Here is a 25,388-nt window from a genome sequence, read left to right on the forward strand (position 1 = left end):
AAGCTGCCGGGCGCCCGCCTGCTGGGGGCGGCGCCCGGCATACCCCTTTCGCGTCACGCGGCGCGTCCCAGTTCTCGAATCAGGGCCAAACCTTGGACCGGTGCCGGCAGCAGCCGGCTTATAGTTCCAGGGTTTGGCCCTTCGTCGTGCCTACTGTTCCGTGCAGGCCAGGATGCCGCCGCGCCCTTCGAGTACCGCCGCGCGGACGTGGCTGGGGCGCCTGCGCAGGTCCGGCGCCATGGTAGACCAACAGCGCGCGGCGCAAACGCATTTGCGCTGCGCGGATTGGCTGGCGCTACCGAAATATGGGCTGCGACAGCGAAGATGTGCGTCGAAAACCAGGATGCGAGTCGATAACGACGGGCTTACTCCTTGAACAGCCCCGCAAGGTCCTCGGCCGTGATGGCCCCGCCGGCCAGGGCGTCACCCTCCATGACGTCGGCGAACAGCTGCGACTTCCGGGTCTTCAGTGCCATGACCTTTTCCTCGATGGTGTCCTTGGCCACGAGCCGGTACACCATCACGTTCCGGGCCTGCCCGATCCGGTGGGTCCGGTCCACGGCCTGGGCCTCGGACGCCGGGTTCCACCAGGGGTCCAGCAGGAAGACGTAATCGGCCTCCGTGAGGTTCAGGCCGAACCCGCCGGCCTTGAGCGAAATCAGGAACACCGGCGCGCTGCCGTTCTTGAACTCGCTGACAACGTCGGCACGGTTCCGGGTTCCGCCGTCGAGGTAGCAGTACTCGATCTCCTCCTGGTCCAGCCGCTCGCGGACCTTCCCCAGGAACCCGGTGAACTGGCTGAAGATCAGCGCCCGGTGCCCCTCGGCCACCAGGTCCTCGAGCTGCTCAAACAGTACATCCAGCTTCGAGGACCGCACCGCGGACAAGGCAGGATCCACCAGGGACACATCCAGGCTGAGCTGCCGCAGCAGGGTCAGCGACTGGAAAATGGTGAACCGGTTCTTGTTGACGTCCTCGATCAGCCCCAGGATCTTCTGCCGCTCACGCTGCAGGTGGGTCTGGTACACCTTCTGGTGCCGCGGGTTGAGCACCACCTCAAGGACCTGCTCCTGCTTGGGCGGCAGGTCCTTGATCACCTGGTCCTTGGTGCGCCGCATCATCAGCGGCCGGACCCGGCGCCGGAGCTTCTCCAGCTGCCCCTTGTCGCCGTTCTTTTCCACCGGCTTCTGGTAATACTCGGCAAAGCGCTTGGGGCTGGAGAACAGCCCGGGAGCGACGATGGATGTCAGGGCCCAGAACTCCATCAGGTTGTTCTCCAGCGGGGTGCCGGTGATGGCCAGCTTGAACGCCGCCGGCAGCTTGCGGGCGCACTGGTAGGCCTTGGACTGGTGGTTCTTCACGAACTGCGCCTCGTCCAGGACCAGCCCGTTCCACGTCCGCATGGCGTAGGCCTCGTAGTCGATGCGGAACAGCGCGTACGAGGTGATCACGACGTCGGCCCCGCCCAGTGCCTCCGCAACGTCCTGCCCGCTCTTCCCGAAGGTCTCGCCGACGGTCCGGACGGTGAGGCCAGGGGCGAAGCGGGCGGCTTCCAGCGCCCAGTTGCCCACCACGCTGGTGGGCGCCACCACCAGGAAGGGCGCGACGGCGGCGGGCCCGCCACCGGAGCTGGCGGCAGCACCGCCGTCGGACGTTTCCAGGGACGAGGCAGCCGCTGCCGCAAGGTCTTTAGCCGCGCACATCAGCGCCAGCGCCTGGACGGTCTTGCCCAGGCCCATGTCGTCCGCCAGGATGCCGCCCAGCCCGTGCTTGTAGAGGAAGCTCAGCCAGTTGAACCCCTCCAGCTGGTACGGCCGCAGCTCCGCGTTCAGGGTGGCAGGCAGCGGCAGCCCGTCGGTGCCGCCCTCCAGGAGGCCGCCGACGGCGGACCGCCAGGCCGCTGCCTGTTCGTCGACAATCCCCAGCTGTGCCAGCTCGTCCCAGAGCCCGGCCTGGAACCTGCTGATCTGCAGTGGAGCATCCTTGTTGTCCTGCAGCGATCTGGCTTCCTCGATCAAAGCCCGCAACTGATGCAGTTCCGGCAGGTCCAGGGAGAAATAGGCTCCGCTGGGCAGCAGCATCCTGGTCTGGCCGGCCGCCAGCGCGGAGAACACGGCAGCGAAGGAGACGGGCTGGCCTTCCAGCGAAATCTGGATGCCCAGGTCGAACCAGTCACGCTGCTCGGTGGCCTTGGTGGAGATGGACACCACGGGTGCTTCCCCGGCCTCCCGGTAGTCCGCGATGTCACCCACGGCTTCCACATCCACGTCCGGCGCTTCCCGCAGCCGGGGCAGTACCTCCTCGGTGAACGCCAGCGTGTCCAGTCCCGTCAGTTCGGCGGATGCCGCAAGCCGCGGAGTGCCCCAGCCGCCAGTGGCTGATTCGCCCAGGGCAGGGACCACGTCCCATGGCTGGCCGATGCCGTCCAGGATGCGCGCCTCGGCGGTGTCGTCACGGTAACCGTGATCGCCGGGGTGACGCCACAAGGGCTGCGCCGTGACCAGCGTCCCGGTCTTGTAGTGCCACTCCCAATGCAGCCGTACCCGGTGGTCAGCACCATAGTTGGCCAGCAGGGAAAGGGTGGGGACGGCCAGTTCGGGCAGTTCCACGGACTCGTCGCGCGCCGTTACCCGGGCCGCCTGCTTCAGTTTCGGGTAGAACCCGGTCAGGAAGCGGGATTCGTCCCTGGCCGGGATGTGCAGCATGCTGCCCGCGGTGACGAACGCCAGCAGCTCCTCGCTCAGCCCGTCTTCCAGCGGTGCCAGCGTGATGGTGCCGTTGGGGTCCGGCACGCCCGGCAGCGAGGCTTCCCCCGAGGTAAAGAACAACCCGTGCGCCGGCCGGCCGATCGTTCCCACGGATGCCGGATCAACCTCCGCGCCCTCAACCGTGATGGTGGGCGACAGCTCCAGCCCGCCGTCGGACACATCTGCTTTTGCCGCGGCGGCTTCTTCGTCGGGTCCAGCCACCGGGGCCCCGTACCGGCTCAGGGAAAGCCCGACGACGGCGGGGGCTTCAGTGATGCGGACAGGCTCGGTGCCGCGCGAGTGGACCAGCGCGAGCCCGATCTTCCGTGCCTCGGACAGCAGGCTCCACAGGTTCCTGCCGGCATACGAGTTCAGGCTTAGCCACAGGCCGGCGGAGTTGTGCATCCGGCTCGCGGAGGAGGAATGGCCGGCCAGGAACTCCTGCAGCCAGTCCACGTGCGCCTGGTTGGATTCCCGCCGGAAGTTCAGGTAGCTCAGGGTGTTCCAGGAAACATCGCCGCGGATCCATTTGCCCTTGGCGCCCATGATGACCGGCCGGACCTTGAGCTGGCGGACGCCGCGCACCGGGTCCCGGCGGCCGGTGTAGGAGAAATGCGGCGGGGGTTCCTCCACTTCGAACTGCAGGGCGAGGGGAACCCCGGCGGTGGAGGGGGCGGAACCGGGCCGGGAGATCAGGGGGCTGAGGGCCTGCTCCCAGTCGGAGAGGGCCGCGGCCGGCGCACGGGACACCTGGGCGGAGGTGGACGGCGCCAGCAACTGCACCCGGATGGCGGGGTTGTCCTCGGCCGCGAACAGCAGGGCCGCCACATGCTTGCAGTCCTTGCGGACCGGGCAGCTGCACACACCGACGGTGCAGCTCCAGCCGCCGGCTTTCCGGACCAGCTTGGCGGTGGTGGAGTACGGAACGTCCGCCCCGCCCCGGACCTTTCCCAGCATCAGCCCCGTGCCGCCGTCGAACGATATGCCCGAGACCCTGCTTGCCATGGCATACGCCAGCCCGGCCGCCAGCGAGCGGTCGTTGATTGCAGGTGTCTGTATTGCCAGGTCCGCACTTTCGTCCGGTTGGGATGGCATGGTGGGGGCTACTTTCGGCAGGCCACGGCGGAGCCGGGTCCGGTGGGAGGTTATCTGATCCATCTTAGTTCGCCCGCGGGCGCCCCCACGCCGCCGGGGTTCCTTCCGTACCGGTCCCGAAAACTTCGCTTGACGTTCATTTCGTTCCCGGTGTTGCCGTGAACCGGCCGTCGTAGCGTGAAAGCGTCCGGAGCAAAACCGCCGCCCAGCAAGGATCGCCATGACCATCACGCACCAGCCCGTCGCCATGACCATCACGCACCAGCCCGTCGTCCTGACCAGCAGCAGCATCGGAGGCAGGGACGAGGAAGTGGTGGAGGCCAACGCTGCCATCATCGACGCCATGCGCAAGGCCATGCTGCGGCTGGAGGACATGTCGCCGGTGGCCGTCCGCAGCTGCCTGGTGGATTTCTACCTGTCCCAGGCCCTGGAGGGAGGCTTCGCGCAGTACGCCGTTATGGCCGGTGGCCGGATCGCCACCGACCCGCTGGTCCGCGAAGGCATGGCAGGGATGGGCGCAGCCGCCCACCTGGACCTCTTCAACCGCGCCGCGGAGGCCTACGCCGTGCTGACCGACGGAACGGCAGCGTCCTACCTGGCCGGTGGCACCGATGACACCGGTGCGGTCAACCGCGCCGTCCTCCGCATCGAGGAGCTCGACGGCGAGTTCGAGGAACTGCTGGAACACGAGAACATCACCTCGCTTAACGCCCGCTGGCTGCGCGGCCAGCCGGACCTGCTGGTGCTCGACGACGAGGAAGTGGGTCCGTACATCCAGCGCCTTGCCGCCATGGCCCTTGAGGACGCCGGCACGGGGTCGGTTCGCAGCGGCGCAGCGAACCATCTCTAGCGGGTCCGCCGGCCGCCGGGCTTGCCGGCGGTGGGGACAGGAAAAAGAAATCCACCGCACCCGTAACCTTTCCGCAACCACGGGCGATGTAGTCAGTGATGGGTCCGCCCGGCGGGCCTAGTCCTATGTGTTGTCTAGGTTTTGGAGAAGTAAATGTCTGTATTCACCGTTCTCGCCACCAGCAAAGTCGCCGCCGGAGTCCTGGCCGCCGGAACCCTGGCAGTAGGCGGAACCGGCGCCGCAGCCGTCTCCGGTGCCCTTCCCACCCAGGCCCAGCAGACTGCGCACGAGCTCTTTGGTGCGCCTGCCCCCAAGCTTTCAGCCGAAGCAGCAGCTGATGCCCAGGCCACTGCGGCCCCCACCGCCACCTCGGCAGTGTCCGACGCCCTGAAGACCGCCGACGGCACCGCGGAAGCCACCGCCAAGGCAACGGCCACGGCTGGCGCTTCCGACGAAAAGGCCAGCGCTGATGTAACCGGTTCCGCAACGGCCAACACCGCCGTGGACGCGGCCGGCCCTGCAGCCCTGGGCCTCTGCACCGCCTTCACCCACGGCGGCCTGGACGCTTCCTCCAAGGCGTTCTCCTCGCTGTCCATCGCTGCCAAGGGTGACGCCAACATCAAGAGCTACTGCGCCGACGTCGTGGCTAAGGCCGACGCCGCAGCCAAGGCCGGTGCCGAGGGCAACGGTTCCGTCTCCGTTGACGCCGCAAAGCCGGAGGTCCCCGCCGCTCCTGCAGTGCCGGCCGTTCCGGCCGTCCCGGGGGTAGACGGCGCCAAGGCCGTTCCCGCTGTTCCTGCCGTTCCCGCCGTGGGTGGCAACACCGTCCACACGCCGTCGGTTTCGGCCCGCTAAGGCGCATTGGCTAGTCTGGACTGCGGCTGCGGCCGCAGTCCGGGCAGCCGGGCGGGTACGCGCGCCGCTGGAAAAGCTTGAAGGAGCGCCCCTGGCAGACCTGCCGCGAGGCAGCCGGAATACCACGGGGATTGGCAGCCCGAACCGGAAACCGGGATAAGGCAAGGGCCTGATCCCGGGATGGAGGAGCCGCTGGTGCTGGACACTTTGGCCCAAGAAGAGATCGACATATTCGACAACGCAGCCGGGACTGATCCGGCCGTGTTGTTCGCTGCTGCCTATCGAACCTTCGCGGGCCCGGTGCAGGGGTACCTTAAAGCGCGCGGACTGGATGATCCCGAGGCCGTGACCCAGGACGTCTTCATGGCTTTCTACCCGCGGATCGGCACCCTCACCGGTGGACTGCAGGGCGCAAAGTCCCTGATCTTCTCAATCGCCCACGCCCGCATGGTGGACCACTACCGCCGGCAGGAGCGCAGGCCTCAGTTGACGCCCTACGACCCCCAGCATGATGCCCGGACCACCCCGTCCGCGGAGGACCACGCGGTGGAACTGACGGCCGGTGCCGAAGCCATGCTGGAAGGCCTCAGAGAAGAACACCAGGAGGTCCTGGCCCTTCGCGTCGTTGCGGACCTGTCCATCGAGCAGGTAGCCGCCATCATGGGCAAGAGCACCGGAGCCATCAAGCAGCTCCAGCGCCGGGCCCTCCAGAACCTCAAGGCACAAACGCTCAAGAGAAACCAGGCACATCATGAGTGATACCGCAGGATCCCGGAACGACGGTGCCGTTGACCAGCTTCTGCTGGAGGCAGGCATGGGCGGCGACGGCCAGCTCCGCGACGCACTGCTCCATCTTCGCGCCCTGGCGGCCGAGGACCCGGCGCCTTCTGCCGACATCGCGGCGCTGATGGCTGGCCCCTCGGCAGCCACCACCACGGTGCTTCCGGTGGCCGCGCCCGCCACCACCGCGCTTCCCGCTGCCGGGCAGCCGGCTGACCAACTGGCCGCCCGCCGCAGGGCCAAGCGCCGCATCACACTCACCACGCTCTCCGTGGCTGCCTCGCTTGCGGCCGGCGGCGCGGTTGCCGCCGCCTCCGACCAGGGATTCCGGGACTCCATCTCCCAGCTGAACCACGCCGTCACCTCATTCGTGGCAGGCTCAACCGCGGCCCCCGCCGGCAATGACGGCAAGCAGCTTCCGGTTCCCGCGCCGGCAGCGCCGCGGCCTTCGGCAACCAGCAGCGCGGATGCCGTCCCACCGGCACCCGCGCCCGCTTCTGCACCTGCCGCCGCGGCGCCGTCGAGCGTTCCAACACGGCAGGGATCCATGCCCGCCCACGGAACGCCCTCGCAGAAGCCCGCGGAGGTCCCGGCTTCGCCGGCGCTGCCCACCGAGGTGCCGGGAGACGTCCGGAAGGGGCTGGAACAGGGCCCTAAAGTGCCCGTTCCGCTGCCCACCGACATCCCGCTCCCGGGCAAGGCCGCGGATGTTCCGCTGAAGTAGGCCCCGCCGGGCGGATCCTGCCGGGCTAGTAGCCTTGTCCGGCCGATTTGATCATGGCGCCTGACGGATCGGACAAGTACCAGACGCCGCCCACACCCTGGCCCAGAGTGTCGCCCGGCTTGGTGTCCTTCGCGAAGTAGTAGAGGGGCATGCCGTTCAACGTCACCTGCTTCTTGCCGTCAGGCGTGGTGATGGTGCCCAGTTTCCCGGTGACTCCTTCTGCCGTGGGGGATCCCGAAGTGGTGGTGAGCGGAGGCCATTGGACCAGGCAGGAACCAGTGCAGGCGCTGGTGCCGGAGTCCTTGGTGTCCTTGGTGAAGAAGTAGAGGCTCATTCCCTTCGCATCCACCACAATGCTTCCTGCCGCCGAGGACGCTGCCTTAAGGTCGACGGCGGAACTTGCCTGCGATGACGAAGCCGACGTTCCGGAGGGGCTGGCAGAGGACGTCCCGGAGGAAGTTCCTGCTGAACTGGTGGCGCCGCCCGTGGCCGGGCTGGAGGCCGCCGGCGTGGTCCCGGTGCTGCTGCCGCAGCCGGTGAGGGCTGCCGCCAGGGCCAGGATGGCAAGGCCTGCCCCGAGATGGTGTTTCATGGTGTGCTCCTTGGATGTTTTTGCGTGGCTGTATGCGTTCTGGGGTGTGGCGCTTCGCGGGGCGCCCGGCGCTGGATCACTGCGCTAACCCCTACGACGCCTCCGGGTGAAGAATGGTTCACAGGCAGGCTGCCGCGCCGGGTAGGTGAACCTTTTCCTGCTTTCCGTCGTGGTAACAGCCGGGAGCGCAGGATGCCGTGGCGTTCCCGGAGGCAGTGCACGGCAGTGGTGTTGGCAGTGACGGGAGGAGCGGGATGCCGCTCGACGACAACGTGGTGGAGGCCATCTACCGTGAACATGGCAGCGCCCTGCGCCGCTTCGTGCTCAGCGCCACCAGGGATCCGCAGCTCGCGGAGGACGTGGTCCAGGAAACGGTGCTCCGCGTCTGGCAGCACGCCCCGGAGGTCAACGGCAGCTTCCGCAGTTACTTGTACCGCACAGCCAGGAACATCATGATCGACAATTACCGCCGGAGCCAGCGCCGCCCCCATGAGGCGCTGGAAAGCAGCCTGACCGAACCCGCAGAGGTGATGGGCCGCGTTGACGAGCTGCTGAACCGGGTCCTGATGGAGGAGGCCCTGCTCCGGTTGAGCAAGGAACACCGGGACGTCCTGGTGGCCCTCCATTACCGCAGGTTCACCGTCAACGAGGCGGCTGTCCAACTCAGCATCCCCAGCGGCACCGTCAAGTCCCGCGCCTTCTACGCGCTCCGGGCTTTGCGCACCATCCTGGACGAGATGGGGGTGGAACGGTGACTCCCAACCCGCACCACCTGCTGGGCGCCTACGTGCTGGGCGGCCTCGACGCCGCCGACCTCAGCCTTTTCGAAGCACACCTCCAGGGCTGCGCCGCCTGCCGCAAAGAGCTTGCCGTGCTGGAGAAGGTCCCGATGCTCCTCGATGCCCTCCCCGTCCCCGACGCCGTGGCGCTCACCGCCGCGCCCGGCGGCGGGGAGGGCGCTGACCCCGGCGCTCCGGCGCGCCTGTTCAGCGAGCTGGCGCACCGTCGCCGCTCATTACGACGGCGGTGGGTGGCGTTGGCAGGTGCCGTTGCCGCTGCCTGCCTTGCGGTGGGCCTGGCTGTGGGGCCGCTGCTCGCCAGGCCGCCGCAGCCGGATGCCACTTACTCCGTGGCCTCCGGCGGAGGGCTCCAGGTGAACATCGACATGGCCCGGAAGACCTGGGGGACTGAGCTGGCGGTCAGCGGCAGCAGCCTGCCGGAGGAAGGGACGTTGTCGCTGTGGGTGCGCGACCGGGCCGGCGCGGAGGACCGGGCCTGCGCCTGGACCGCCACCCCCAGCGGGAAGGTTAAGGTCACCGGTGCCACACCCATCCAGCTGGGCAGCATCTCCAGCGTCGAACTGCGCGACGGCGCCCAGCGGGCCGTGGCGGTCATAACCGTTCCCTAGGACTGCGGGGCGGGGCCAGGGTGGTGGTGTCCCCGGTCTGTTCCCAACGCACGGAATTCCGCCACCAGGCCCTCATCCTCGCAGGCGCGGGCGAAGGCGGCGATCCGCCGTTCAATCTCGTAGCCCAGCACCCGGCTGCCGATCCGCTCCATAATGGGCCGCAGCAACGCCGGGCGGCAGGAAAACGTGTACTTCCAGACGGCCCGGGTGCCGTCGTCGTCCTTGGTGAACCGCCAGCCGCCGCCGAAGTTCGTGAAAAACCATGGGCCGGACACCATGGTCATTCCTACGTTCCCGGGCGGCGCATAGGAGACATACTGGCTCACCATGGCCAGCCCAAGGCGCGACCTGGTGCGGGTCCGGACGCCCTTTCCCGGCGCCCGCGCTCCGTCAAGGAAGCCCTGCGAGGAAATGAAGGGGTCCCACTTGAGACGGAAGTCCCCGGTGGTTTGTGAGAAGGCGAACGCCGTCTCGGGGTCGATGCGGATCAAGCGTTCGGCGCGTACCTGGGGCATGCCCCAACCTAACCACGCCGGCGCCTGCTACTTGGTCATTTTCGCCAACCGTGCGCGCATGATCATGTACGCCCCGTAGCAAATCAGCCCGGCCCCCACCGCTGCCAGCAGGTAGGGGCCCATTGGCTGGTCACGGAGGGCCCGCAGGCCGCCGTCCAGGCCGGTGGAATCCTCCGGATGCCGCTTGAGCGTGGCGACGGCGATCAGCAGGCCTGCCAGCAGGAGTACTGTTCCCTTCGCCAGGTAACCTGCCACGCCCAGTGCCGTGACGGCGGTCCTGGCCGGCCCCGGAGCCGGCATCCGCAGTTGCTTCTGGAAAGACTTCTTCGGTCCCCGGATGCCGTAGACCACACCCGTCACGGCAACCGCCACACCGATCAGGACCAGCAGGGCAACGCCGCCCGGGGCCTGCATCATCGATACAGTGAAGTCGCTCGCGGCCTTGCGGTTGTCGCCGCCGTTTCCAGCGCCCGTGAGGAAGTGCCAGAGGGTCAGGGCAAGGACGGCGTACACGATCGCCTGCAAGGTGGCCTTGGCCTTGTTCTTCACCTTGGTCTTGGTGGCCTGGTGGTTGAAGTCGAAGATCGCGTCCCCTGCCTGCCAGAGCGACAACGCGGCGCAGGCCGCGAAGCTGCCCCACAGCAGGAACGGGCCCACGGGCATGGTGGCGAGTTCCGCTACCGCACCGCTGAAGTCCGCATTTCCGGTTCCGCCCACCGCCAGCCGGATGGAAATGGCGCCCACCAGGAGGTGGAGGATGCCGCTGGCCGCAAACCCGGACCGGGCGAAAATCTCAAGGACGCGCGAATTGGTGACGTCCTCGGCCTTGTCAACGGCCTGTTTCAGTTCTTCTTTGATCGTCTTTCCTTTTGGACGGCGCGGGAGTGCGCTGGTTTCCGTGCCCTTCTTGTAAGGGCAATCGTGCCACGCCGCGGGGTCCCGGAACAGTTGGTTCCGGGCCGGCGATGGGGAGGGATCCCCATCGCCGCGATTCCGTACCTGTGCAACCATGAGGACCAGCGATCGACAGGCACCGCACTCTTTTCCGGGGGAAACCATGACTTTTTACGGCGCAGACATCAGCCAGCTGCGGGCGCTGGCCAAGGCCGCCGACCAGGCAGCGACACTGCTGGGCAGCCGCGCCGGGTCGCTGCACAGCCAGATCCAATCCGCGCCGTGGAAGGGCCGGGACGGTGAACGATTCCGCCAGGAGTGGAGCGCCAGCCACCGTCCCAGCCTGGACAGGGTGGTGGCCAGCCTGCGGGAAAACGCCAAAATCCTGATGAAGCATGCCGACGAGCAGGAGAAGGCTTCCACCACGGGAAGTGGCGGTTCCGGCGGCAGCACGTGGGACCGGATCACCTCCATGGCGGAGCAGGCGAGGGAGTGGTTCAAGGAACGGGCCGAAGAAGCCAGGGCAGCGGCCGGGCACCGCCGCGAGCTCGCGGCCGGACTGGACAGCATGGTCAACGCCAGCCCGGAAGAGCAGGCAAAGTGGTGGGCCGGCCTGTCCGACGCCGACAGGCAGTACCTGATCCAGGGCGAAGGCAGCGACGGCCCGTTTGCCGAAGACCTGATGCGCATGGACGGCGGCATCCCCGCGGCAGCCCAGGAACTGGCGAAGCGCCACCTGCAGGAACTGGCCAAGGCCGACATCCCGGTCTACACAGAAACAGGCAAGGCCTCCATCGAAGCCAGGGTTGCCTGGGTCCACGGCGGCGCCGAAGTGGGCACGGAGGTGGTGGAAAACGCCGACGGGTCCGCCACCATGAAGGTGTACGGAAACATGGGCCTGGGCGTCAATGACGCCTCCGGCACCGCGGGGGCAACACTCACCGGCGAGGTCTCCCGCGAGTACACGTTCGCCAGCGTGGAGGAAGCCATGGCGGCCCGCAAGCAGATGTACCACGACCTTCCGCCGGACAGCATCGGGGAGATCAAGGATGTGGCCGGCAACCCGCCCGGCTACATCCTGGACACCATCAATGACGCGGCGAAGGACAACGGCTCCACCGGCCAGACGGATAAGGCCAAGGGCACGTTCTCGCTGGATGCAACCGGTGAATCCGGCACGGTATCCGGCGGTGCGAAGCTCGACCTCGCCTACGAGCGGAACCTGACGGACGGCACCTCCACGGCCAGCGGCGAGGTTTCCGCCAACGGCCGGCTCAAGCTGGATGGCAGGGTCTTTGAGGCTTCCGGCAAGGGCGGCCTGGCGGTCAATATGGACAAGCACAACAACATCGATTCCGTCTCCGTCTCCATGGACGGGACCGTGGCCCAGGGCGTTACGTCCGGCCTGAAGACCGAGGGGGCGAAGTTCGATTCGACCGTGACCGCAGGGACCCAGGGCACCGTCAAGATCGACATCGATTACACGCCCGTGAACCGTCCCATCATCGACAGCTACCTGCGCAACGTTGCCTTGGGAAATGACACCGGCGCGGCCCATGACGCGGCCCGGCTCTACGAGGCCGGCTCGGCCACCGTCCAGGTGAACTCGGTGCTGACTGCCAAGAATGAGGCGGGCATCGATGTGAAAGTGGGTGAGGTGGACATCAAGACCGAGAACCAGTCCACCACCAACGTGTCCACGTACTATAAAGTCCCCAACGACACCAAGCTCGAGAGGCTCTGAAACCCATGTCAGTGCACATCGAATCCCCGCTGGGCTTCACCGCGGACTTCCCCGAGCACACCCAGGTCCTGGACGACTCCACGGCCGGGCCCAACAGCGGGCAGTATGGCCTGCCGGGCGGTGTCCTGGTCACCGTCATCAAGGACGACACCTCCGTCCAGGACGCGCCGCAGGCCAACGGCTGGGCGCACCTGATGGCGGGCTACTACCTTGAGGACCGCGGCGGCACCCTCCTGGCGGAGGGCGAGCTGGACCTGCCGGGCAAGGCTGCATACGCCGTGGTGGCGGGGTATGACGACGACGGCGGCCCGGCCAAGGTGGCAGCCACAGTGGGCGTGTGGGAAAGCAACCGGTTCATCGGCGTCGTGGTCGTCTGGCCGTACCTGGACCCGGAAGCCGAACCGCGCCTGGACATGCTCAAGGAGATCGTGGCCGCCATCAACGTCGGCTAGCGGCATTCCCGGCCCCGCCGCTTAGCGGCGGCGGTAGCAGAGGTCGAAGATCAACCGGCCGGCCTCGTGCGCCTTCGCCTCGAAGCTGGTCCTGATCCGGCCCTCGAAGCGGGGGGCCCAGCCGCCGGTCTCGTCCACGCCTTCGTTGGGCCCGGTGTGTTCCGTGCTCACCGGTGCACGTCCTTCCCGCACGGGTGCACCGCCTACCACCGCTTCGACACCGGACTGCCACACCTGCGTCAGGGGGCTTTCGGGGCCGCGGCGCTCGCCGGTGTGGAGGTTCTCGAAGTCTGCGGAGCCGGCCATGACATCGCGGACGTGGACTGCGTAGTTGGACCAGTCGGTGGCGATCCGGAACAGGCCGCCCGGCTTCAGCGCGCGGGCAGCGAGGCCGACGAACTCCGGCTGGATGAGCCGGCGCTTGTGGTGCCGCGACTTGTGCCACGGGTCCGGGAAGAAGACCCACAATTCGCTGACCGAGCCTTCAGGCAGCATGGTGGCCAGAACTTCGGGCGCGTTCGCCTCCACCACGCGGACGTTGTCCAGGCCCCGGCTGTTGATCTTGATGATGGTGTTGGCCAGTCCCGGCGTGTAGACCTCCACGGCCAGGAAGTTCGTGCCGGGGTTCTGTTCCGCCGCGTGGCAAATGGCGTCGCCCAGGCCCGAACCGATCTCAACGATGAGCGGGGCGTCCCGGCCGAACTCAGCCGCGGCGTCAAAGGTGTAGTCGGGGTGGACCGAGGTGTTGGCCACGTGCCGGGGCACGTCCACGGCCCACCGTTCGGCGTGTTCCTCCCAGGCTGCCTGCCGGCGGCCCTGGAGACGGGTGCCGCGGCGCACGAAACTGACCGGGCGGCCGCCGTACGTGCCGAAGGAGGCCTGGGTCCCCGGTGTCACGGGCCTGGGGACATGCGGCTGCTGGGGGTTTTCAGGGGATTCACTCATCCCTTCCAGGATAGCGCCGCAGGAACAGCGCGGGCGGGCACGCGGGACGGGCTGGATTCGGCGGAAACCTCCTGCCGCGACAATGCAGGCTAATGCATCATCAGTATGAGACTTGTCGAGAGCAAGAGTCCGATCACAAACACCACGCCCGACACACACAGTGAGGCTGTCGACATGCCCTTGGCGAACCCTTGCTGTTTCGCGTCCCGAATCACCGCGATGGCCAAACCCGTGGAAATCGACCCGAGGATCATAGGCAGGCTCCAAAGAACCAATGGCGCTACCCAGGGGAGCTTTGACGGACCGTTGTAGGGGAAGGTCAGCAGCAGCGCGAAGGCGGCGAGGGGGCGGGTGATCACCAGGCCCAGGGGTGCAAGGATGGCCAGGACAAGGCTCGCAATGGCTTTCCCGGGGCCCCGCATGGCGGTTGCCGGTCCTTGAACGGATGGCCCCCGCTCATCAACCGGGGCGGTTTCCTGTGAATTCATGGTGATCATCTACTTCCGGTCGGTCTGCCAGTGGGCAAGTATCAGTGGGCATGTATCAGGGGGCATATATCAGTGGACGCGGGCCGGATGAACCGGCGGCTTTCCCCAACCTACGAACCTGCCTTGCGCGCCGGAAGCAGCGGCGTCCCGTATGTGGAAAACTCCGTGCCGCCCCCCGCCTGCAAGAATGGGCCCATGACGGACGGAACGAATGCCGAGGCAAGGAAGCAGCGGCGAATGGCTGCCTTCGGGGACGCCCAGGGCGGGACCCGGACGGGCAGCAGTGTGGTGGACCTCAGCACCCTGGTGGACGCAGAAATCGATGAGCTGCCGGCGGTGGAACCCACCCGCGTGGGCAGCAGGCGAGCGCTCGCCTACCTGGGCGTGTGCCTGGTCCTGATCGGCCTGAACCTGCGCAGCGTCTTTTCCAGCCTGTCCGCCGTCCTGCCGGAGGTGATCTCCCAGGCCGGGCTGCCCGGCTGGTCCGTGGTGGTGCTGACAACTGTTCCCGTGACGCTGCTGGGCGTCTTCGCGCCGCTCGCCCCGGTCCTGGCCCGCCGGTTCGGTGCGGAGCGGGTGCTGCTGGGCGCCATGGTATTACTGACCGCCGGGCTGCTGCTGCGGCCCGTGGACACCGGAACAGCAACGGGCGGGGGCGGCCACCTTCCTGCCCTCCTGGTAGGCACCGCGGCCTGCGGCGCCGCCATCGCCCTGTGCAACGTGCTCCTTCCGGGCCTGGTGAAACGCGACTTCCCGCACCGGCTGGGGCTCATGGGCGGGCTCTATACCACCGCCATCTGTGCGTCCGCCGCGCTTGGGGCCGGCTTCACCTACCCGGTGTACACAGCGACGGGGGAGTGGACCAAGGCACTGTGGGTCTGGGCGCTCCCCGCCGCCGTCGTGCTTCTCCTGTTCCTCCCCGTGGCCCTGCGTCAGGGCACGGTCAGGCACCAGGCGGTCAGGGACGGGATCAACGTCTGGCGCTCACCGGTCGCCTGGCAGGTCACCATCTTCATGGTGCTGCAGGCCATGATGTCCTTCAGCGGCTTCGCGTGGCTGGCGCCCATCCTCCGGGAGAGGGGCGTGGATGGCGCCACCGCCGGGCTGATCGTTGCCGTGTGCATCGTGCTGCAGATGCTGGGGTCCCTGTTCGCTCCCGCCCTCGCCGCAAGGTTCCGGGACCAGCGCGCCATCAACACGGTGGTAGCTCTGATGACCGGCGGGGGATTCGTGCTGAGTATCCTGGGCCCCCTCAACCTCATCTGGGTGTGGGCCGGCCTGCTCGGACTGGGGCAGGGAAGCCTCACCGCCGCGGCCCTGACCCTGATTATGCTCCGCACCCGTGACGGGCACACCGCAGCCCACCTCTCCGGCATGATGCAGGGTGTGGGCTATGGGGTGGGCTCCGCGGGCACCCTCATGGTGGGCCAGCTCCACCAGGCGACGGGGTCCTTTGTTCCCGCCGGGATCCTGTTCATGGTGGTGGGCCTGCTCGCGGCCGTCTTCGGCTACCGGTCCGGCCGGAACCGGTTCGTGGAGTAGGGCCGGCCGTGCAGGACTCCACGCTCCCGGGAACCCGCGACGCCGCCGGAATCTTCCGGCCCCCGTACCTGTGGGTGACCGTGGGAACCTGCGCCCTGGTGTTCCTCGCCGCCTTCGAATCGCTTGCCGTGACCACCATCATGCCCCTGGTCAGCCGGGAGTTGAACGGCGGAAGCCTCTACGCGCTGGCCTTTGCGGGGCCCATGGCCACCGGCGTGATCGGCATGGTGGGGGCGGGAAACTGGTCTGACCGCCGGGGCCCCGCCCCACCGCTGTACGCCTCCGTGGCCCTGTTCGTGGCGGGCCTGCTGATCGCGGGCACTTCCGTGACCATGCCTCTGCTCGTCGCCGGCCGCCTGGTGCAGGGCCTCGGCGGCGGCGCCCTCACTGTTGCGCTCTACGTGCTCGTGGCGCGGTTCTTCCCGGGCCAGTTGCACGCCAGGATCTTCGCTGCCTTCTCGGCGGCCTGGGTGGTCCCGTCCCTGGTGGGGCCCTTCGCCGCCGGTGTGGTGGCCCAGGTCTTCAGCTGGCACTGGGTGTTCCTGGGCGTGGTGGGCCTGGTCATTCCGGCGCTGGCCATGATCGTCCCGGTGCTGCGCGGACTGGACGGCCCCGACGCGGACGGACAGCCGGCCGGAAACGGGCAGGCGGAAGAAACCGCGCCGCCGTGGGCCCTGGGCCGGCTGGGATGGGCGGCACTGGCCGCGCTCGCGGTGCTGGGACTCAATCTTTCCGCGGACGCCGGCATCCCCGGCTTCCCGGCAGCCACGGCACTGCTGGCGCTCGCCGCCGTCGTCCTGGCCTTGGTGGCCGTGCGCCCCTTGGTGCCCCCAGGCACCCTCGCCGCCCGCCGCGGGTTGCCGAGCGTGATCCTGGCGCGCGGGCTCTCGTCGGCGTCGTTCTTCGGCGCCGAGGTCTACCTTCCGTATCTGCTGATCGACCAGTATTCGTTCCCGCCCACGCTGGCCGGGCTGACCCTCACCGGCGGTGCGCTCGCCTGGGCGGGGGCTGCCGCCGTCCAGGGCCGGATGGGCACGCGGCTGCCCCACCGCCGCGCCGTCCAGGCCGGATCGCTTATGGTCCTGGCCGCGATAACCCTGGCCCTGGCCACCACCGCGCTGCACTGGCCGGCCGCCACCGCCATCGCGGGCTGGGTGCTGGCAGGGGGCGGCATGGGGCTGCTCTACCCACGCCTCAGCGTGATGACCCTGGCGCTGTCCACCAAGGAGGACGAAGGCTTCAACAGCTCCGCCATGTCCATCTCCGACTCCCTGGGCGGGGCGTTGTCGCTGGCCACCACCGGGATTGTCTTCGCTGCGTTCACCACGCCGGCCCAGTCCTTCGCAGGAGTGTTCGCCTTCACCGCAGCCATCGGGGTCGCGGCGGCAGTGGTGGCGCCCCGCGTCACCACCCCGGCTCCTCCGGCAGGTTAGGAGAGGCGGGTGGCGCGCAGGACGACGTCGGCGATGGTCGCTTCCTGCCCTTCCGGCCCCGTCACCGGGCGCTCCCGGCTGGTGAGGACCTCCACCTGCCACCCGGGCTCATCCAGTCCCAGTTCCTGCACCAGCTGGTCCCCCGTGTAGAACATGTCCAGGTGCTGGTGGTGGTCGTTGCCCCAGGGCGGAAGCCGGTCCGGGTGGTGGCCCACCACCAGCAGCGTTCCGCCTGCCTTGACGGCCGAGGCTGCTGCCCGCAGGGGGACCCGCCAGTCCAGTTCCTGGGAATGCAGGAACTGCGAGGTCACCAGGTCGTAGGAGTTCCCGGGGTGCCACTGCGTCAGGTCCGCCTGCTGCCAGGTGATCCGGCTTTCCAGGGTCCCGTTTGAGGCGTGCACGCTTTCCCGCGCCAGTTCGGCCAGTTCGTGCGAGCGGGCCCGTTCCAAGGCAACTGAGGAAACGTCGACGGCGGTCACGGACCAACCCTGGTGCGCCAGCCAGATGGCGTCGGCACCTTCGCCGCACCCCAGTTCCAGGGCCTTCCCGGGCCGGAGGCCCCCGGCCTCCCGGACCAGCTGCGGGTTCGGCTTTCCGCTCCACAGCCTTGCCTTGCTGCGGTACCGCTCGTCCCAGGCAGAAGCCGCGTCGATGCCGCCGCCAATACCGCCCAGGGCAGCCCCGCCGTCGTGCCTGTGCCCTTCGGGCTGTTGCGTGTCCTGGTGCTCGCTCATGGCTCAACACTGCCCCGCCAGGTCCCCGAAGGCAACGCCGACGACAGGTTCCCGGCGCGGGGATGCTAGACTGGAGGAACTTGATGTGCAGTGATGCCGCCTGCTCCGGATCTGGAGGTTCCTTTCCAGGGAGCGGGCTTTCTTCATGTGAGAGGCACATCCTGCGTCGATGAACGCGTTCCATTTGGTCCCGGCCGGCTGTCCTGATTTACAGCGCCCGGTTGATCACCTGACTTTTCTTCGGCGAAACCCCTGGTCCAACCGGCATCGGGGGCCGATATCCGCCCGGATACCGCCAGAAAGACCGTAAAAAACTACATGACTACTTTTGCTGCCCTCGGTACTCCCAAGGCCCTTGCAGACACCCTTACCGCCCAGGGAATAGTTGAACCGTTCCCCATCCAGGTGAAGACCCTTCCGGACACGCTGTCCGGCCGTGACGTCCTGGGCCGGGGCCGGACCGGATCCGGTAAGACCATTGCTTTCGCTATCCCGCTTGTAGCAAGACTCGCTGAGCGGGAAGCCAAGTACTTCCGGAAGCCCGGACGCCCCATGGGCCTGGTCCTGGCGCCCACCCGTGAACTGGCAACCCAGATCAACGCCACCATCGAGCCGCTGGCCAAGGCCGCCGGCCTGAACACCACCGTGATCTACGGCGGCATCTCCCAGGCCCGGCAGGAAAAGGCGCTGCGTGCCGGCGTCGACATCGTCATCGCCTGCCCCGGCCGCCTGGAGGACCTGATCCGCCAGCGCATCCTCACCCTCGAGGCTGTGGAGATCACCGTCCTGGACGAGGCCGACCACATGGCCGACCTCGGCTTCCTGCCCGTGGTCAAGAAGCTCATGGACATGACCCCCAGCCAGGGCCAGCGCCTGCTCTTCTCCGCCACCCTGGACAACGGCGTGGACAAGATCGTCCAGCGCTACCTGTCCAACCCGCTCACCCACTCGGTGGACGATCCGCAGGCCGCGGTGACCACCATGGAGCACCACGTGCTGGTGGTAAACGACCAAACCGTCAAGAAGCAGCTGATCGTTGAGCTAGCCTCCGGCGCCGGCCGCCGCGTCCTGTTCATGCGGACCAAGCACCACGCCCGCAAGCTGGCCAAGACCCTGACCGACGCCGGCATCCCCGCTGTGGACCTGCACGGCAACCTCTCGCAGAATGCCCGTGACCGCAACCTCGCCGAGTTCTCCAACGGCGACGTCCGCGTCCTGGTGGCCACCGACGTCGCCGCCCGCGGTGTGCACGTGGACGACGTCGAACTGGTCATCCACGTGGACCCGCCCACCGAGCACAAGGCGTACCTGCACCGTTCCGGCCGCACCGCGCGTGCCGGCTCCGACGGCACCGTGGTCACGCTGACCCTCCCGGAGCAGCAGGCCGACGTCAAGAAGCTCATGAAGGCTGCCGGCGTCGATGTGAACTTTGAGCGCGTCACGGCCAACTCCCCGCTCGTGGCCGACCTGGTGGGCGAGATCGCCGACAAGGTTGACCCCCGCACCCGCGCCGCCCTGATGGCCGCCAAGGCTCCCCGCCAGGGCGGGGGCACCTCCACCGGCGCCAACGCGGAGCGCAAGCGCGCACGCCGCCAGGCCGCTCCCACCACCGGTGGGCGTGGCGGACGTGGCGGACGCGGCAAGGTTTCGGCCGAGCCCGCCCGCAGTGACGCGACCCGCGCCGAACGCCGGGCCGTTGCCTTCGAAGGCCGCACGGAGGCCCGTGCAGCATTCGACCGCAACGCGGAGCAGAACGAGGACCGCGCAGTGGCAGCAGCCGCTGCCCGCCGCAACGCCCGCGGCCGTGGCACCGCTTCCACGCATCGCAACGACGTTCCCGCAGCAGGTGGCCGCTCATCGGCCGGCCGCGGTTCCGACGGCCGTGCAGCGGAGGGCCGGGGCGACTCCCGGATCACCCGCAGCGATGCTCCCCGCGGCGGCACGGGCCGTCCCGCCTCGGGTGGACGCCCCGCGTCCGGTGGTGGCCAGCGCAGCGGACGCCCCGCAACCGGCCAGCGATCCGGTGCAGCCGGCGGAAACAAGGCCGTCTGGTCTTCCAACACCGGCGGAACCTCGGGTGGGTCCTACGGTTCCGGCAGCGGCGGCAATGGCGGCTCGGGCCGTCCCGCCCGCAGCGGCCCCCGCCGCGCGTCCGCCCCGGCGTCGAACGAGCGCCGCGGCCGCTAGCCAATGAAAAAAGGCGGGCCCAACCTCACGGTTGGGCCCGCCTTTTGCGTGTGCAGACATTACCAGCCGCGGGCGCGCCACTCCCCAAGATGCGGGCGCTCCGCACCCAGCGTGGTGGGCTTGCCATGCCCGGGATGCACGACGGCGGTGTCCGGGTAGGCGCCGAACAGCCGCTCCGTGACGTCTGACAGTAGCTGGTTGAACCGTTCCGGGTCCTTCTGGGTATTGCCTACGCCGCCGGGGAACAGGGAGTCGCCGGAGAAGATGTGCGCAGGTCCTTCCGGGTCCTGGTACACGAAGGCAATGGAGCCCGGGGTGTGGCCGCGCAGGTGCACGGCGGTGAGCTCGAAGCCGTCGAACTTCCCGACGTCGCCATGGTTCAGCCGGACCTCAACGGGGACCGGCAGCGCATCGGCGTCGTCCGCTCCGGCGGCTGCCGGTGCTCCCGTGGCGTCCACCAGTTCCTTCAGGGCGCGCACGTGGTCCCAATGCTGGTGCGTGGTGGCAATCAGCGCAAGCCGCGGGGCCGCCGACGTGTCCCCGGCCCCGTCCGCCAGCAGCTGCTGGATGGCAGGAAAATCGTCAGCGGCATCGATCAGCACCTGTGCGCCGCTCTCCTTTGCCGTCAGCAGGTACACGTTGTTGTCCATCTCGCTGACCGGGATGCTGCGGATGGTGATCGCCGGCAGGTCGTATCGAAGTGAGTCCATAGGCTTCAGTCTAAGGACGGGCTAGAGGCCGAGCGGGAGGGTGGTGGAGTAAACCTGCTTGGACGGCTGCGCGGCGAGTACCTCGTGCAGCGCGCTCCTGCCTTCCGGCGTGGCCCGCCAGGCGGCGTAGTCGTCGTGGTCCTGGGTGGTGGCCCAGGTTTCCACCACCAGGATGTGGCAGGGGTCGGCGTCATCCACCAGCGCTTCGATGCCCTGGTTACCGGGCCACGCTCGGGTGGCGGCGAGGGTTTCAGCCAGATATTTGGCGGCGTCGGTGACATGCTCGGGCTTGAATTGGACTTCGAAGTGGACGATGGCAGGCATGGGGCTCCTTGGGTTGGGCGAGGGACGGGTTTTTGGAGAGCGGCCTTATTCGCGGCCCTCGGACACCCAGGCGGGGTCCGCGGAACGGGAGCCGACGACGGCGTCCGACGCCGCGTCCAAGGCCTCCAGGTGCGCCGGGGTGAGGTCCAGGGCAAGCGCGCCAAGGTTTTCGTCGATGCGTGCGGCCTTGCGGGTGCCGGGGATGGGGACAACCGGAAGTCCGAGCCGCTTGCCCTGGGCGAGGAGCCACGCCAGGGCAACCTGCGCCGGCGTGGCGGCCAGCTGGTCCGCCACAGCCCGGACGGCGTCCACCACCGCCTGGTTGGCGCTTGCGGCGTCCGGGGCGAACCGGGGGATGTTCCGCCGGAAGTCCTTCTCGCCCAGGCTGGCAGTATCCACGGTTCCGGTGAGGAAGCCACGGCCCAGGGGGGAGTACGGGACGAATCCCACTCCCAGCCCGGCGGCGGCGGGAACAACATTGCGTTCCACGTCCCGGCTCCAGATGGACCATTCGCTCTGGACCGCGGCGATCGGGTGGACCGCTGCCGCGTCCTGCAGTTCCTGTGCCGTCACCTCGGAAAGGCCCAGGTGCCTGACCTTTCCCTGCGCGACCAGCTCCGCCATGGCGCCCACGGTTTCCTGGATAGGGACGCGGACGTCACGGCGGTGCATGTAGTAGAGGTCGATCACGTCGGTGCCAAGCCGCTGAAGGCTCCGTTCCACTGCCTCGTGGACATAGGCGGCGTCACCGCGGATGTCCGTGTAGCCGTCAGTGGGTGTGCCCACCAGCGCGAACTTGGTGGCCAGCTGGACTTCGTCCCGCCGGTCCTTGAGCAACTGGGAAATGAGTTCCTCGTTGCTGCCGCCGCCGTAGATGTCAGCGGTGTCGATGAAGCTGACCCCGGCGTCGACGGCGTGGTGCAGGGTCTGCAGCGCCTCGGCAGGGTCCACCTCGCCGTAGACCGGCGTGAGGGCCATGCCGCCGAAGCCCAGGGGGCTGACGGTCAGTCCGTCGCCGAGCTGGACAGTTTCTGCGGGTCCAGTGCTGCCGGATTCGGTGGGTGCGTTTGCCATGGTTCTCCTGTTCGGTTCCTGCGTTGAAATTACAGCCAAGGTAGGACGCGGTCCGCTGCCGGGCGGGTGGCCTGGATCAGGCGGGCATTGGCTTCGTCAGGTCCAGTGGCCCAGGCAACCGCAGCCTCCCGTTCCATGCCGAACGAAACGTGCCGTTCCACCAGGCGCTGCAGCCGGAGCGCGGGCGGCGTTTCGAGGAACCACACTTCGTCCAGCTGCGCCCGCACGTCCTTCCACGGTTCCTGGTCCGCCAACAGGTAGTTTCCCTCGGTGATCACCAGCTGGACGTCGGCCGGGACGGCGATCGAAGCGGCCACCGGCTCGTCCAGGGTGCGGCGGAACTCCGGCGCGTATACCACTGCCTCGTCCCGCCGCACCAGGCGGCGCAGCAGCGAAAGGTACCCGCCGGCGTCGAACGTGTCGATGGCCCCCTTGCGCTGCCGCAGCGGCGTGCCCTCAATGATGGTGTTGCCCAGGTGGAAACCGTCCATGGGCACCACCACCGCCTCACCGGGCCCGAACTGCTGCTGCAGCCAGGCAGCGAACGTGGACTTTCCGGCGCCCGGTGCCCCCGCTATGCCCAGGATGGTCCGCGTTCCGCGCACCAGCCGGCGCCGCAGCGCGTCGACGGCCATGGTGATCTCGGGGGAGTGCATGGCAAAAGCCTAGTCACCGCCGGGCGCCAGCGGCGCATCTTTTTCTGCCGGCAACGCCTTCAGGCCTGCGGCGCAGCCCACAATCCCCGTGATGAACAGCAGCTTCACCACGCTGAACGGCTCCACGCCGGTGGCCATGGCCCAACCCACGGTGAGCGCGGCGCCGATGCCCACCCAGATGGCATAGGCCGTACCCAGCGGGATGGTCCGGACGGCCATGCCCAGGCCCAGCATGCTGAGCGTGGCGGTGACGGCGAAGACCACGGTGGGCAGCGGGCGGGTGAAGCCGTCGGACAGGCCGAGCGCGGTGGCCCAGACAGCTTCCAGGACGGCCGACGCCAGCAGCACCAGCCACGGAACGGAACGCTTCACCATCACGCCACCACCTTCAGGCCAACCACGCACGCGGCGATGCCGGACAGCAGGAGCAGGCGCGCCGCCGTCGGGCGTTCAACCCTGGTGGCCATCGCGTAGGCGGAGGTGAGGACCACCCCCACGCCCACCCACACGGCATAGGCCGTTCCGGTGGGAATGGCCTGCATGGCCACGGCAAGGCCGCCGGTGCTGGCGGCAACGGCCGCCAGGAACAAGGCCGCGGGGGCGATTCGGCGGCGTCCGGAAACCTGCGAGGTCCGGTGCAGCGCCGCTGCCCACACGGCCTCCAGCGCGCCGGAAAGAATGAGGATGATCCACGGCATGACAGTTCCTTTGGCCAGTCTTGTCGCGTGCCGGGTACTGAACCGTCGTCCGGAGGCCCGGGGAGGGCCTTGGCTTCCAAGGTAGCAAGGCACGACGACGGGCTGCCACCGGTGGTGCGCAACCTCACCACCCGCGCGGGTGCTTACGTCGCAGGTTCCAGGGGGTCGATGGACACCACAGCCAGGAAGCCGCGGCCCAGGATTTCCGGAGAATCGCTGTCAGACCCCACCACGGCGTCGTAACGGCCGAGCTCAAGCGGGTCTCCAGCACTGTCGCTGACCTTCGCCTGGCCCTGCAGGAGCACCCCGAGTTGTCCTTCGAACACGGGGTGGGCGCGTTTTTTGGACAGTTCGATGATGGAGGTGAAGGCCTTGAACGCCCCGGTCCGGGTGATGACGTTAAGGTCACGGATGTCGCCGGTGGGCAGTGCAGCTGTTGTAGCTGCGCCACCGTCGAACCGGAACGGACGGTACTTTTCAAGTGGTTGTTCCGCGCCGCCAACGGTCAGCAGCAGCAGTTCCCCCTCGATGACCGTCAGTACGCGCTCCATTCCAGGGAAAGCGGAGAAGTCGCCGGCCTTGGCCACATCGGCGATGCTCACCCGCCAGTCCCAGCCGCCGTCCGCCGACCCCTGGCGTGCGATTTCCCTTGTCACCCCGCCACCGTTGCGCCATGGTTCGGCCTTGAGCCCTTCGAAGCGGATGATCTGCATCAGCCCAGCGTAGTTCCCCGCCGTGGTTGCCCGTCGCACACCGGTCCCGTGCCTGCTACTCTCCTCCGGGGGGTCAACACGAAAACAGCCTGAAGGAGCCCGGGAATGTTCGTCAAAGTGTGTGGTCTCAGCACGCCCGAATCGGTCCGCGAAGCAGTGGACGCCGGCGCGGATGCGGTGGGGTTCGTCCTCACCGCCAGCCCCCGGGTTGTCTCACCGTCACAGGCCGCCTCCCTGCTGGCCGGAGTACCGGACAGCGTTTCCCCGATCGGGGTGTTCCGCGACGAGCCTGTCACAGACGCCATCGCCATCGCCCGCGCCGCCGGCCTGGAATGGATCCAGCTGCACGGCGCCCGGTCCCGCACGGACGTGGAGACAGTGCACGACGCCGGCATGAAGCTGGTCAGGGCCATCACCATGGGTGCCTCACCGGACGAGTTCGAGGACTGGGGTGAGGACCTCCTCCTGATCGATGCCGCCGTTCCGGGTTCCGGGGAGTCCTGGGATTACGCCTCCGTGGCGGGCCTGCCCGTGCTGGAGGGCCGGAACTGGGTGCTTGCCGGTGGCCTCGAGGCGGCCAACGTGGGCCAGGCAGCAGCCGCTGCCCACGCCTGGGGCGTTGACGTCTCCTCCGGCGTTGAAGCATCCCGCGGCGTGAAGGACCTGGCCAAGATCCGCGCGTTCGTCAATGCTGCCAAGGCCCCTGCCACGGCTTAGCGGCCATCCGCCTGCGCCTGACCGGTGCCGGGTCAGGGCCCGCTCAGGGATGTCCCCCATCTTTTGGCCGGACAGCCTTTTGTCAGGGGGTCGAGGGCACAATGGGTGCATGAAGACACTTTTGAACATCATCTGGCTGGTTTTCGGCGGCTTCTGGCTGGCCCTGGGCTATTTCCTCGCGGGCGTGGTCTGCTGCCTGCTGATCGTTACCATCCCCTGGGGTATCGCCTCATTCCGGATTGCCTCCTACACGCTGTGGCCGTTTGGCCGGATGGTGGTGGACAAGCCCGGCGGTACGGGTGTCTTTTCGCTGCTGGGCAACGTGATCTGGTTGCTCGTGGCAGGGATCTGGATTGCCATTGGCCACGTGGTCACCGCGTTCGCCATGGCCGTGACCATCGTCGGCATCCCGCTGGCCATCGCCAACCTCAAACTCATCCCGGTGTCCCTGATGCCCCTGGGCAAGCAGATCGTGCCAACCAGCAGGCCGTTCGTCAGCACCTACCGCTAA

The 25,388-nt window shown here is 68.1% G+C and carries 27 protein-coding genes and 1 riboswitch; of the genes, 13 read left to right on the top strand and 14 right to left on the bottom strand.

All coding sequences use genetic code 11. From position 1 onward, the window contains the following. Nucleotides 1–365: 365 nt before the first annotated feature. Nucleotides 366–3,842: a DEAD/DEAH box helicase gene (locus PV772_RS00450; RefSeq protein WP_347885039.1), complete on the bottom strand. Its 3,477-nt coding sequence runs from the start codon at nt 3,840–3,842 to the stop codon at nt 366–368. Nucleotides 3,843–4,062: 220 nt separating this feature from the next. On the opposite strand from PV772_RS00450, the gene PV772_RS00455 reads away from it, so the two are divergent. The 4 genes from PV772_RS00455 (at nt 4,063) to PV772_RS00470 (ending at nt 7,051) form a co-directional block, all read left to right on the top strand. Further along, nucleotides 4,063–4,692: a hypothetical protein gene (locus tag PV772_RS00455; RefSeq protein WP_347885040.1), complete on the top strand. Its 630-nt coding sequence runs from the start codon at nt 4,063–4,065 to the stop codon at nt 4,690–4,692. Nucleotides 4,693–4,845: 153 nt separating this feature from the next. After that, nucleotides 4,846–5,547 (top strand): protein tyrosine phosphatase, encoded by a 702-nt coding sequence (locus PV772_RS00460; RefSeq protein ID WP_168225724.1) that lies wholly within the window; start codon nt 4,846–4,848, stop codon nt 5,545–5,547. Nucleotides 5,548–5,727: 180 nt separating this feature from the next. Next, nucleotides 5,728–6,306: an RNA polymerase sigma factor gene (locus tag PV772_RS00465; RefSeq protein ID WP_141159135.1), complete on the top strand. Its 579-nt coding sequence runs from the start codon at nt 5,728–5,730 to the stop codon at nt 6,304–6,306. Further along, complete coding sequence (locus PV772_RS00470) at nt 6,299–7,051, top strand: hypothetical protein (protein WP_347885041.1); 753 nt, start codon at nt 6,299–6,301, stop codon at nt 7,049–7,051. Before PV772_RS00465 ends, PV772_RS00470 begins: the two co-directional genes overlap by 8 nt. 25 nt (nt 7,052–7,076) lie before the next feature. Here the strand turns inward: PV772_RS00470 and PV772_RS00475 are convergent, their stop codons facing one another. Next, nucleotides 7,077–7,643 carry a hypothetical protein gene (locus PV772_RS00475; RefSeq protein ID WP_347885042.1) on the bottom strand — a complete coding sequence of 189 codons (567 nt, stop codon included), beginning with the start codon at nt 7,641–7,643 and terminating at the stop codon, nt 7,077–7,079. Nucleotides 7,644–7,897: 254 nt separating this feature from the next. On the opposite strand from PV772_RS00475, the gene PV772_RS00480 reads away from it, so the two are divergent. Both PV772_RS00480 and PV772_RS00485 read left to right on the top strand, forming a co-directional pair. Beyond that, nucleotides 7,898–8,398 (top strand): sigma-70 family RNA polymerase sigma factor, encoded by a 501-nt coding sequence (locus PV772_RS00480; protein ID WP_141159138.1) that lies wholly within the window; start codon nt 7,898–7,900, stop codon nt 8,396–8,398. Beyond that, complete coding sequence (locus PV772_RS00485; RefSeq protein ID WP_141159139.1) at nt 8,395–9,051, top strand: zf-HC2 domain-containing protein; 657 nt, start codon at nt 8,395–8,397, stop codon at nt 9,049–9,051. Before PV772_RS00480 ends, PV772_RS00485 begins: the two co-directional genes overlap by 4 nt. Here the strand turns inward: PV772_RS00485 and PV772_RS00490 are convergent. Together PV772_RS00490 and PV772_RS00495 are read right to left on the bottom strand one after the other, a co-directional pair. Next, on the bottom strand, nt 9,048–9,566 hold the full coding sequence (locus PV772_RS00490; protein ID WP_307358079.1) for an SRPBCC family protein: 519 nt from the start codon (nt 9,564–9,566) through the stop codon (nt 9,048–9,050). The two genes, PV772_RS00485 and PV772_RS00490, sit on opposite strands and share 4 nt — an antisense overlap. A 27-nt stretch (nt 9,567–9,593) precedes the next feature. Then, nucleotides 9,594–10,412, bottom strand: a complete 819-nt coding sequence (locus PV772_RS00495) for a DUF1206 domain-containing protein (protein ID WP_141161454.1) — start codon at nt 10,410–10,412, stop codon at nt 9,594–9,596. Between the two features lie 211 nt (nt 10,413–10,623). On the opposite strand from PV772_RS00495, the gene PV772_RS00500 reads away from it, so the two are divergent. Then, nucleotides 10,624–12,204, top strand: coding sequence for a hypothetical protein (locus tag PV772_RS00500; protein ID WP_347885043.1), 1,581 nt, complete (start codon nt 10,624–10,626; stop codon nt 12,202–12,204). 5 nt (nt 12,205–12,209) lie between these two features. Then, nucleotides 12,210–12,656 (top strand): hypothetical protein, encoded by a 447-nt coding sequence (locus tag PV772_RS00505; RefSeq protein WP_141159142.1) that lies wholly within the window; start codon nt 12,210–12,212, stop codon nt 12,654–12,656. A 21-nt stretch (nt 12,657–12,677) separates the two neighbouring features. On the opposite strand, the gene trmB is transcribed toward PV772_RS00505, so the two are convergent. Continuing rightward, entirely contained in the window at nt 12,678–13,601 is a 924-nt protein-coding gene (gene trmB, locus PV772_RS00510; protein ID WP_347885044.1) for a tRNA (guanosine(46)-N7)-methyltransferase TrmB, read from the bottom strand. Nucleotides 13,602–13,690: 89 nt separating this feature from the next. Beyond that, nucleotides 13,691–14,098 (bottom strand): hypothetical protein, encoded by a 408-nt coding sequence (locus PV772_RS00515; RefSeq protein ID WP_141182605.1) that lies wholly within the window; start codon nt 14,096–14,098, stop codon nt 13,691–13,693. A 186-nt stretch (nt 14,099–14,284) separates the two neighbouring features. On the opposite strand from PV772_RS00515, the gene PV772_RS00520 reads away from it, so the two are divergent. Then, a complete protein-coding gene (locus PV772_RS00520) occupies nt 14,285–15,631 on the top strand; it encodes an MFS transporter (protein WP_347885045.1) in 1,347 nt (448 codons plus the stop codon). Nucleotides 15,632–15,639: 8 nt separating this feature from the next. Next, entirely contained in the window at nt 15,640–17,064 is a 1,425-nt protein-coding gene (locus tag PV772_RS00525; protein WP_347885046.1) for an MFS transporter, read from the top strand. Here the strand turns inward: PV772_RS00525 and PV772_RS00530 are convergent. Continuing rightward, a complete protein-coding gene (locus tag PV772_RS00530; protein WP_347885047.1) occupies nt 17,061–17,798 on the bottom strand; it encodes a class I SAM-dependent methyltransferase in 738 nt (245 codons plus the stop codon). The genes PV772_RS00525 and PV772_RS00530 overlap by 4 nt on opposite strands. Before the next feature lie 318 nt (nt 17,799–18,116). Here PV772_RS00530 and PV772_RS00535 point away from each other — a divergent pair, with 318 nt between their 5' ends. Continuing rightward, nucleotides 18,117–19,985: a DEAD/DEAH box helicase gene (locus PV772_RS00535; RefSeq protein WP_347885048.1), complete on the top strand. Its 1,869-nt coding sequence runs from the start codon at nt 18,117–18,119 to the stop codon at nt 19,983–19,985. A gap of 59 nt (nt 19,986–20,044) precedes the next feature. On the opposite strand, the gene PV772_RS00540 is transcribed toward PV772_RS00535, so the two are convergent. The 7 genes from PV772_RS00540 to PV772_RS00570 form a co-directional block, all read right to left on the bottom strand. Continuing rightward, the gene (locus PV772_RS00540; protein ID WP_141159148.1) at nt 20,045–20,695 is read right to left on the bottom strand and encodes an MBL fold metallo-hydrolase; all 651 of its coding nucleotides are present in this window, start codon (nt 20,693–20,695) and stop codon (nt 20,045–20,047) included. Nucleotides 20,696–20,716: 21 nt separating this feature from the next. After that, nucleotides 20,717–21,019 carry an antibiotic biosynthesis monooxygenase family protein gene (locus tag PV772_RS00545; RefSeq protein ID WP_141159149.1) on the bottom strand — a complete coding sequence of 101 codons (303 nt, stop codon included), beginning with the start codon at nt 21,017–21,019 and terminating at the stop codon, nt 20,717–20,719. Nucleotides 21,020–21,064: 45 nt separating this feature from the next. Beyond that, the gene (locus tag PV772_RS00550) at nt 21,065–22,093 is read right to left on the bottom strand and encodes an aldo/keto reductase (protein WP_141159150.1); all 1,029 of its coding nucleotides are present in this window, start codon (nt 22,091–22,093) and stop codon (nt 21,065–21,067) included. A 29-nt stretch (nt 22,094–22,122) separates the two neighbouring features. Continuing rightward, the gene (locus PV772_RS00555) at nt 22,123–22,749 is read right to left on the bottom strand and encodes a nucleoside/nucleotide kinase family protein (RefSeq protein ID WP_347885049.1); all 627 of its coding nucleotides are present in this window, start codon (nt 22,747–22,749) and stop codon (nt 22,123–22,125) included. A gap of 9 nt (nt 22,750–22,758) precedes the next feature. Then, complete coding sequence (locus tag PV772_RS00560) at nt 22,759–23,124, bottom strand: multidrug efflux SMR transporter (RefSeq protein ID WP_141182598.1); 366 nt, start codon at nt 23,122–23,124, stop codon at nt 22,759–22,761. After that, a complete protein-coding gene (locus PV772_RS00565; protein WP_347885050.1) occupies nt 23,124–23,447 on the bottom strand; it encodes an SMR family transporter in 324 nt (107 codons plus the stop codon). Before PV772_RS00565 ends, PV772_RS00560 begins: the two co-directional genes overlap by 1 nt. 9 nt (nt 23,448–23,456) lie before the next feature. Then, nucleotides 23,457–23,521: riboswitch (guanidine-III (ykkC-III) riboswitch) on the bottom strand. A gap of 69 nt (nt 23,522–23,590) precedes the next feature. Continuing rightward, entirely contained in the window at nt 23,591–24,160 is a 570-nt protein-coding gene (locus PV772_RS00570) for a HutD family protein (protein WP_347885051.1), read from the bottom strand. Nucleotides 24,161–24,265: 105 nt separating this feature from the next. Between PV772_RS00570 and PV772_RS00575 the strand changes: the two genes are divergently transcribed. Together PV772_RS00575 and PV772_RS00580 are read left to right on the top strand one after the other, a co-directional pair. Beyond that, nucleotides 24,266–24,877: a phosphoribosylanthranilate isomerase gene (locus tag PV772_RS00575; protein WP_347885052.1), complete on the top strand. Its 612-nt coding sequence runs from the start codon at nt 24,266–24,268 to the stop codon at nt 24,875–24,877. A 109-nt stretch (nt 24,878–24,986) separates the two neighbouring features. Next, on the top strand, nt 24,987–25,388 hold the full coding sequence (locus tag PV772_RS00580) for a YccF domain-containing protein (RefSeq protein ID WP_347885053.1): 402 nt from the start codon (nt 24,987–24,989) through the stop codon (nt 25,386–25,388).

Source organism: Pseudarthrobacter sp. CC12 (genome assembly GCF_039907755.1).
Taxonomy (GTDB): Bacteria; Actinomycetota; Actinomycetes; order Actinomycetales; family Micrococcaceae; genus Arthrobacter; species Arthrobacter niigatensis.

Excerpts from the sequence above, each read along its gene's own strand:
- PV772_RS00450 (WP_347885039.1), bottom strand. The coding sequence starts at position 3,842 with ATGCCATCCCAACCGGACGAAAGTGCGGACCTGGCAATACAGACACCT.
- PV772_RS00455 (WP_347885040.1), top strand. The coding sequence starts at position 4,063 with ATGACCATCACGCACCAGCCCGTCGCCATGACCATCACGCACCAGCCC.
- PV772_RS00460 (WP_168225724.1), top strand. The coding sequence starts at position 4,846 with ATGTCTGTATTCACCGTTCTCGCCACCAGCAAAGTCGCCGCCGGAGTC.
- PV772_RS00465 (WP_141159135.1), top strand. The coding sequence starts at position 5,728 with ATGGAGGAGCCGCTGGTGCTGGACACTTTGGCCCAAGAAGAGATCGAC.
- PV772_RS00470 (WP_347885041.1), top strand. The coding sequence starts at position 6,299 with ATGAGTGATACCGCAGGATCCCGGAACGACGGTGCCGTTGACCAGCTT.
- PV772_RS00475 (WP_347885042.1), bottom strand. The coding sequence starts at position 7,643 with ATGAAACACCATCTCGGGGCAGGCCTTGCCATCCTGGCCCTGGCGGCA.
- PV772_RS00480 (WP_141159138.1), top strand. The coding sequence starts at position 7,898 with ATGCCGCTCGACGACAACGTGGTGGAGGCCATCTACCGTGAACATGGC.
- PV772_RS00490 (WP_307358079.1), bottom strand. The coding sequence starts at position 9,566 with ATGCCCCAGGTACGCGCCGAACGCTTGATCCGCATCGACCCCGAGACG.
- PV772_RS00500 (WP_347885043.1), top strand. The coding sequence starts at position 10,624 with ATGACTTTTTACGGCGCAGACATCAGCCAGCTGCGGGCGCTGGCCAAG.
- PV772_RS00505 (WP_141159142.1), top strand. The coding sequence starts at position 12,210 with ATGTCAGTGCACATCGAATCCCCGCTGGGCTTCACCGCGGACTTCCCC.
- trmB (WP_347885044.1), bottom strand. The coding sequence starts at position 13,601 with ATGAGTGAATCCCCTGAAAACCCCCAGCAGCCGCATGTCCCCAGGCCC.
- PV772_RS00515 (WP_141182605.1), bottom strand. The coding sequence starts at position 14,098 with ATGATCACCATGAATTCACAGGAAACCGCCCCGGTTGATGAGCGGGGG.
- PV772_RS00520 (WP_347885045.1), top strand. The coding sequence starts at position 14,285 with ATGACGGACGGAACGAATGCCGAGGCAAGGAAGCAGCGGCGAATGGCT.
- PV772_RS00530 (WP_347885047.1), bottom strand. The coding sequence starts at position 17,798 with ATGAGCGAGCACCAGGACACGCAACAGCCCGAAGGGCACAGGCACGAC.
- PV772_RS00535 (WP_347885048.1), top strand. The coding sequence starts at position 18,117 with ATGACTACTTTTGCTGCCCTCGGTACTCCCAAGGCCCTTGCAGACACC.
- PV772_RS00540 (WP_141159148.1), bottom strand. The coding sequence starts at position 20,695 with ATGGACTCACTTCGATACGACCTGCCGGCGATCACCATCCGCAGCATC.
- PV772_RS00545 (WP_141159149.1), bottom strand. The coding sequence starts at position 21,019 with ATGCCTGCCATCGTCCACTTCGAAGTCCAATTCAAGCCCGAGCATGTC.
- PV772_RS00550 (WP_141159150.1), bottom strand. The coding sequence starts at position 22,093 with ATGGCAAACGCACCCACCGAATCCGGCAGCACTGGACCCGCAGAAACT.
- PV772_RS00555 (WP_347885049.1), bottom strand. The coding sequence starts at position 22,749 with ATGCACTCCCCCGAGATCACCATGGCCGTCGACGCGCTGCGGCGCCGG.
- PV772_RS00560 (WP_141182598.1), bottom strand. The coding sequence starts at position 23,124 with ATGGTGAAGCGTTCCGTTCCGTGGCTGGTGCTGCTGGCGTCGGCCGTC.
- PV772_RS00565 (WP_347885050.1), bottom strand. The coding sequence starts at position 23,447 with ATGCCGTGGATCATCCTCATTCTTTCCGGCGCGCTGGAGGCCGTGTGG.
- PV772_RS00570 (WP_347885051.1), bottom strand. The coding sequence starts at position 24,160 with ATGCAGATCATCCGCTTCGAAGGGCTCAAGGCCGAACCATGGCGCAAC.
- PV772_RS00575 (WP_347885052.1), top strand. The coding sequence starts at position 24,266 with ATGTTCGTCAAAGTGTGTGGTCTCAGCACGCCCGAATCGGTCCGCGAA.
- PV772_RS00580 (WP_347885053.1), top strand. The coding sequence starts at position 24,987 with ATGAAGACACTTTTGAACATCATCTGGCTGGTTTTCGGCGGCTTCTGG.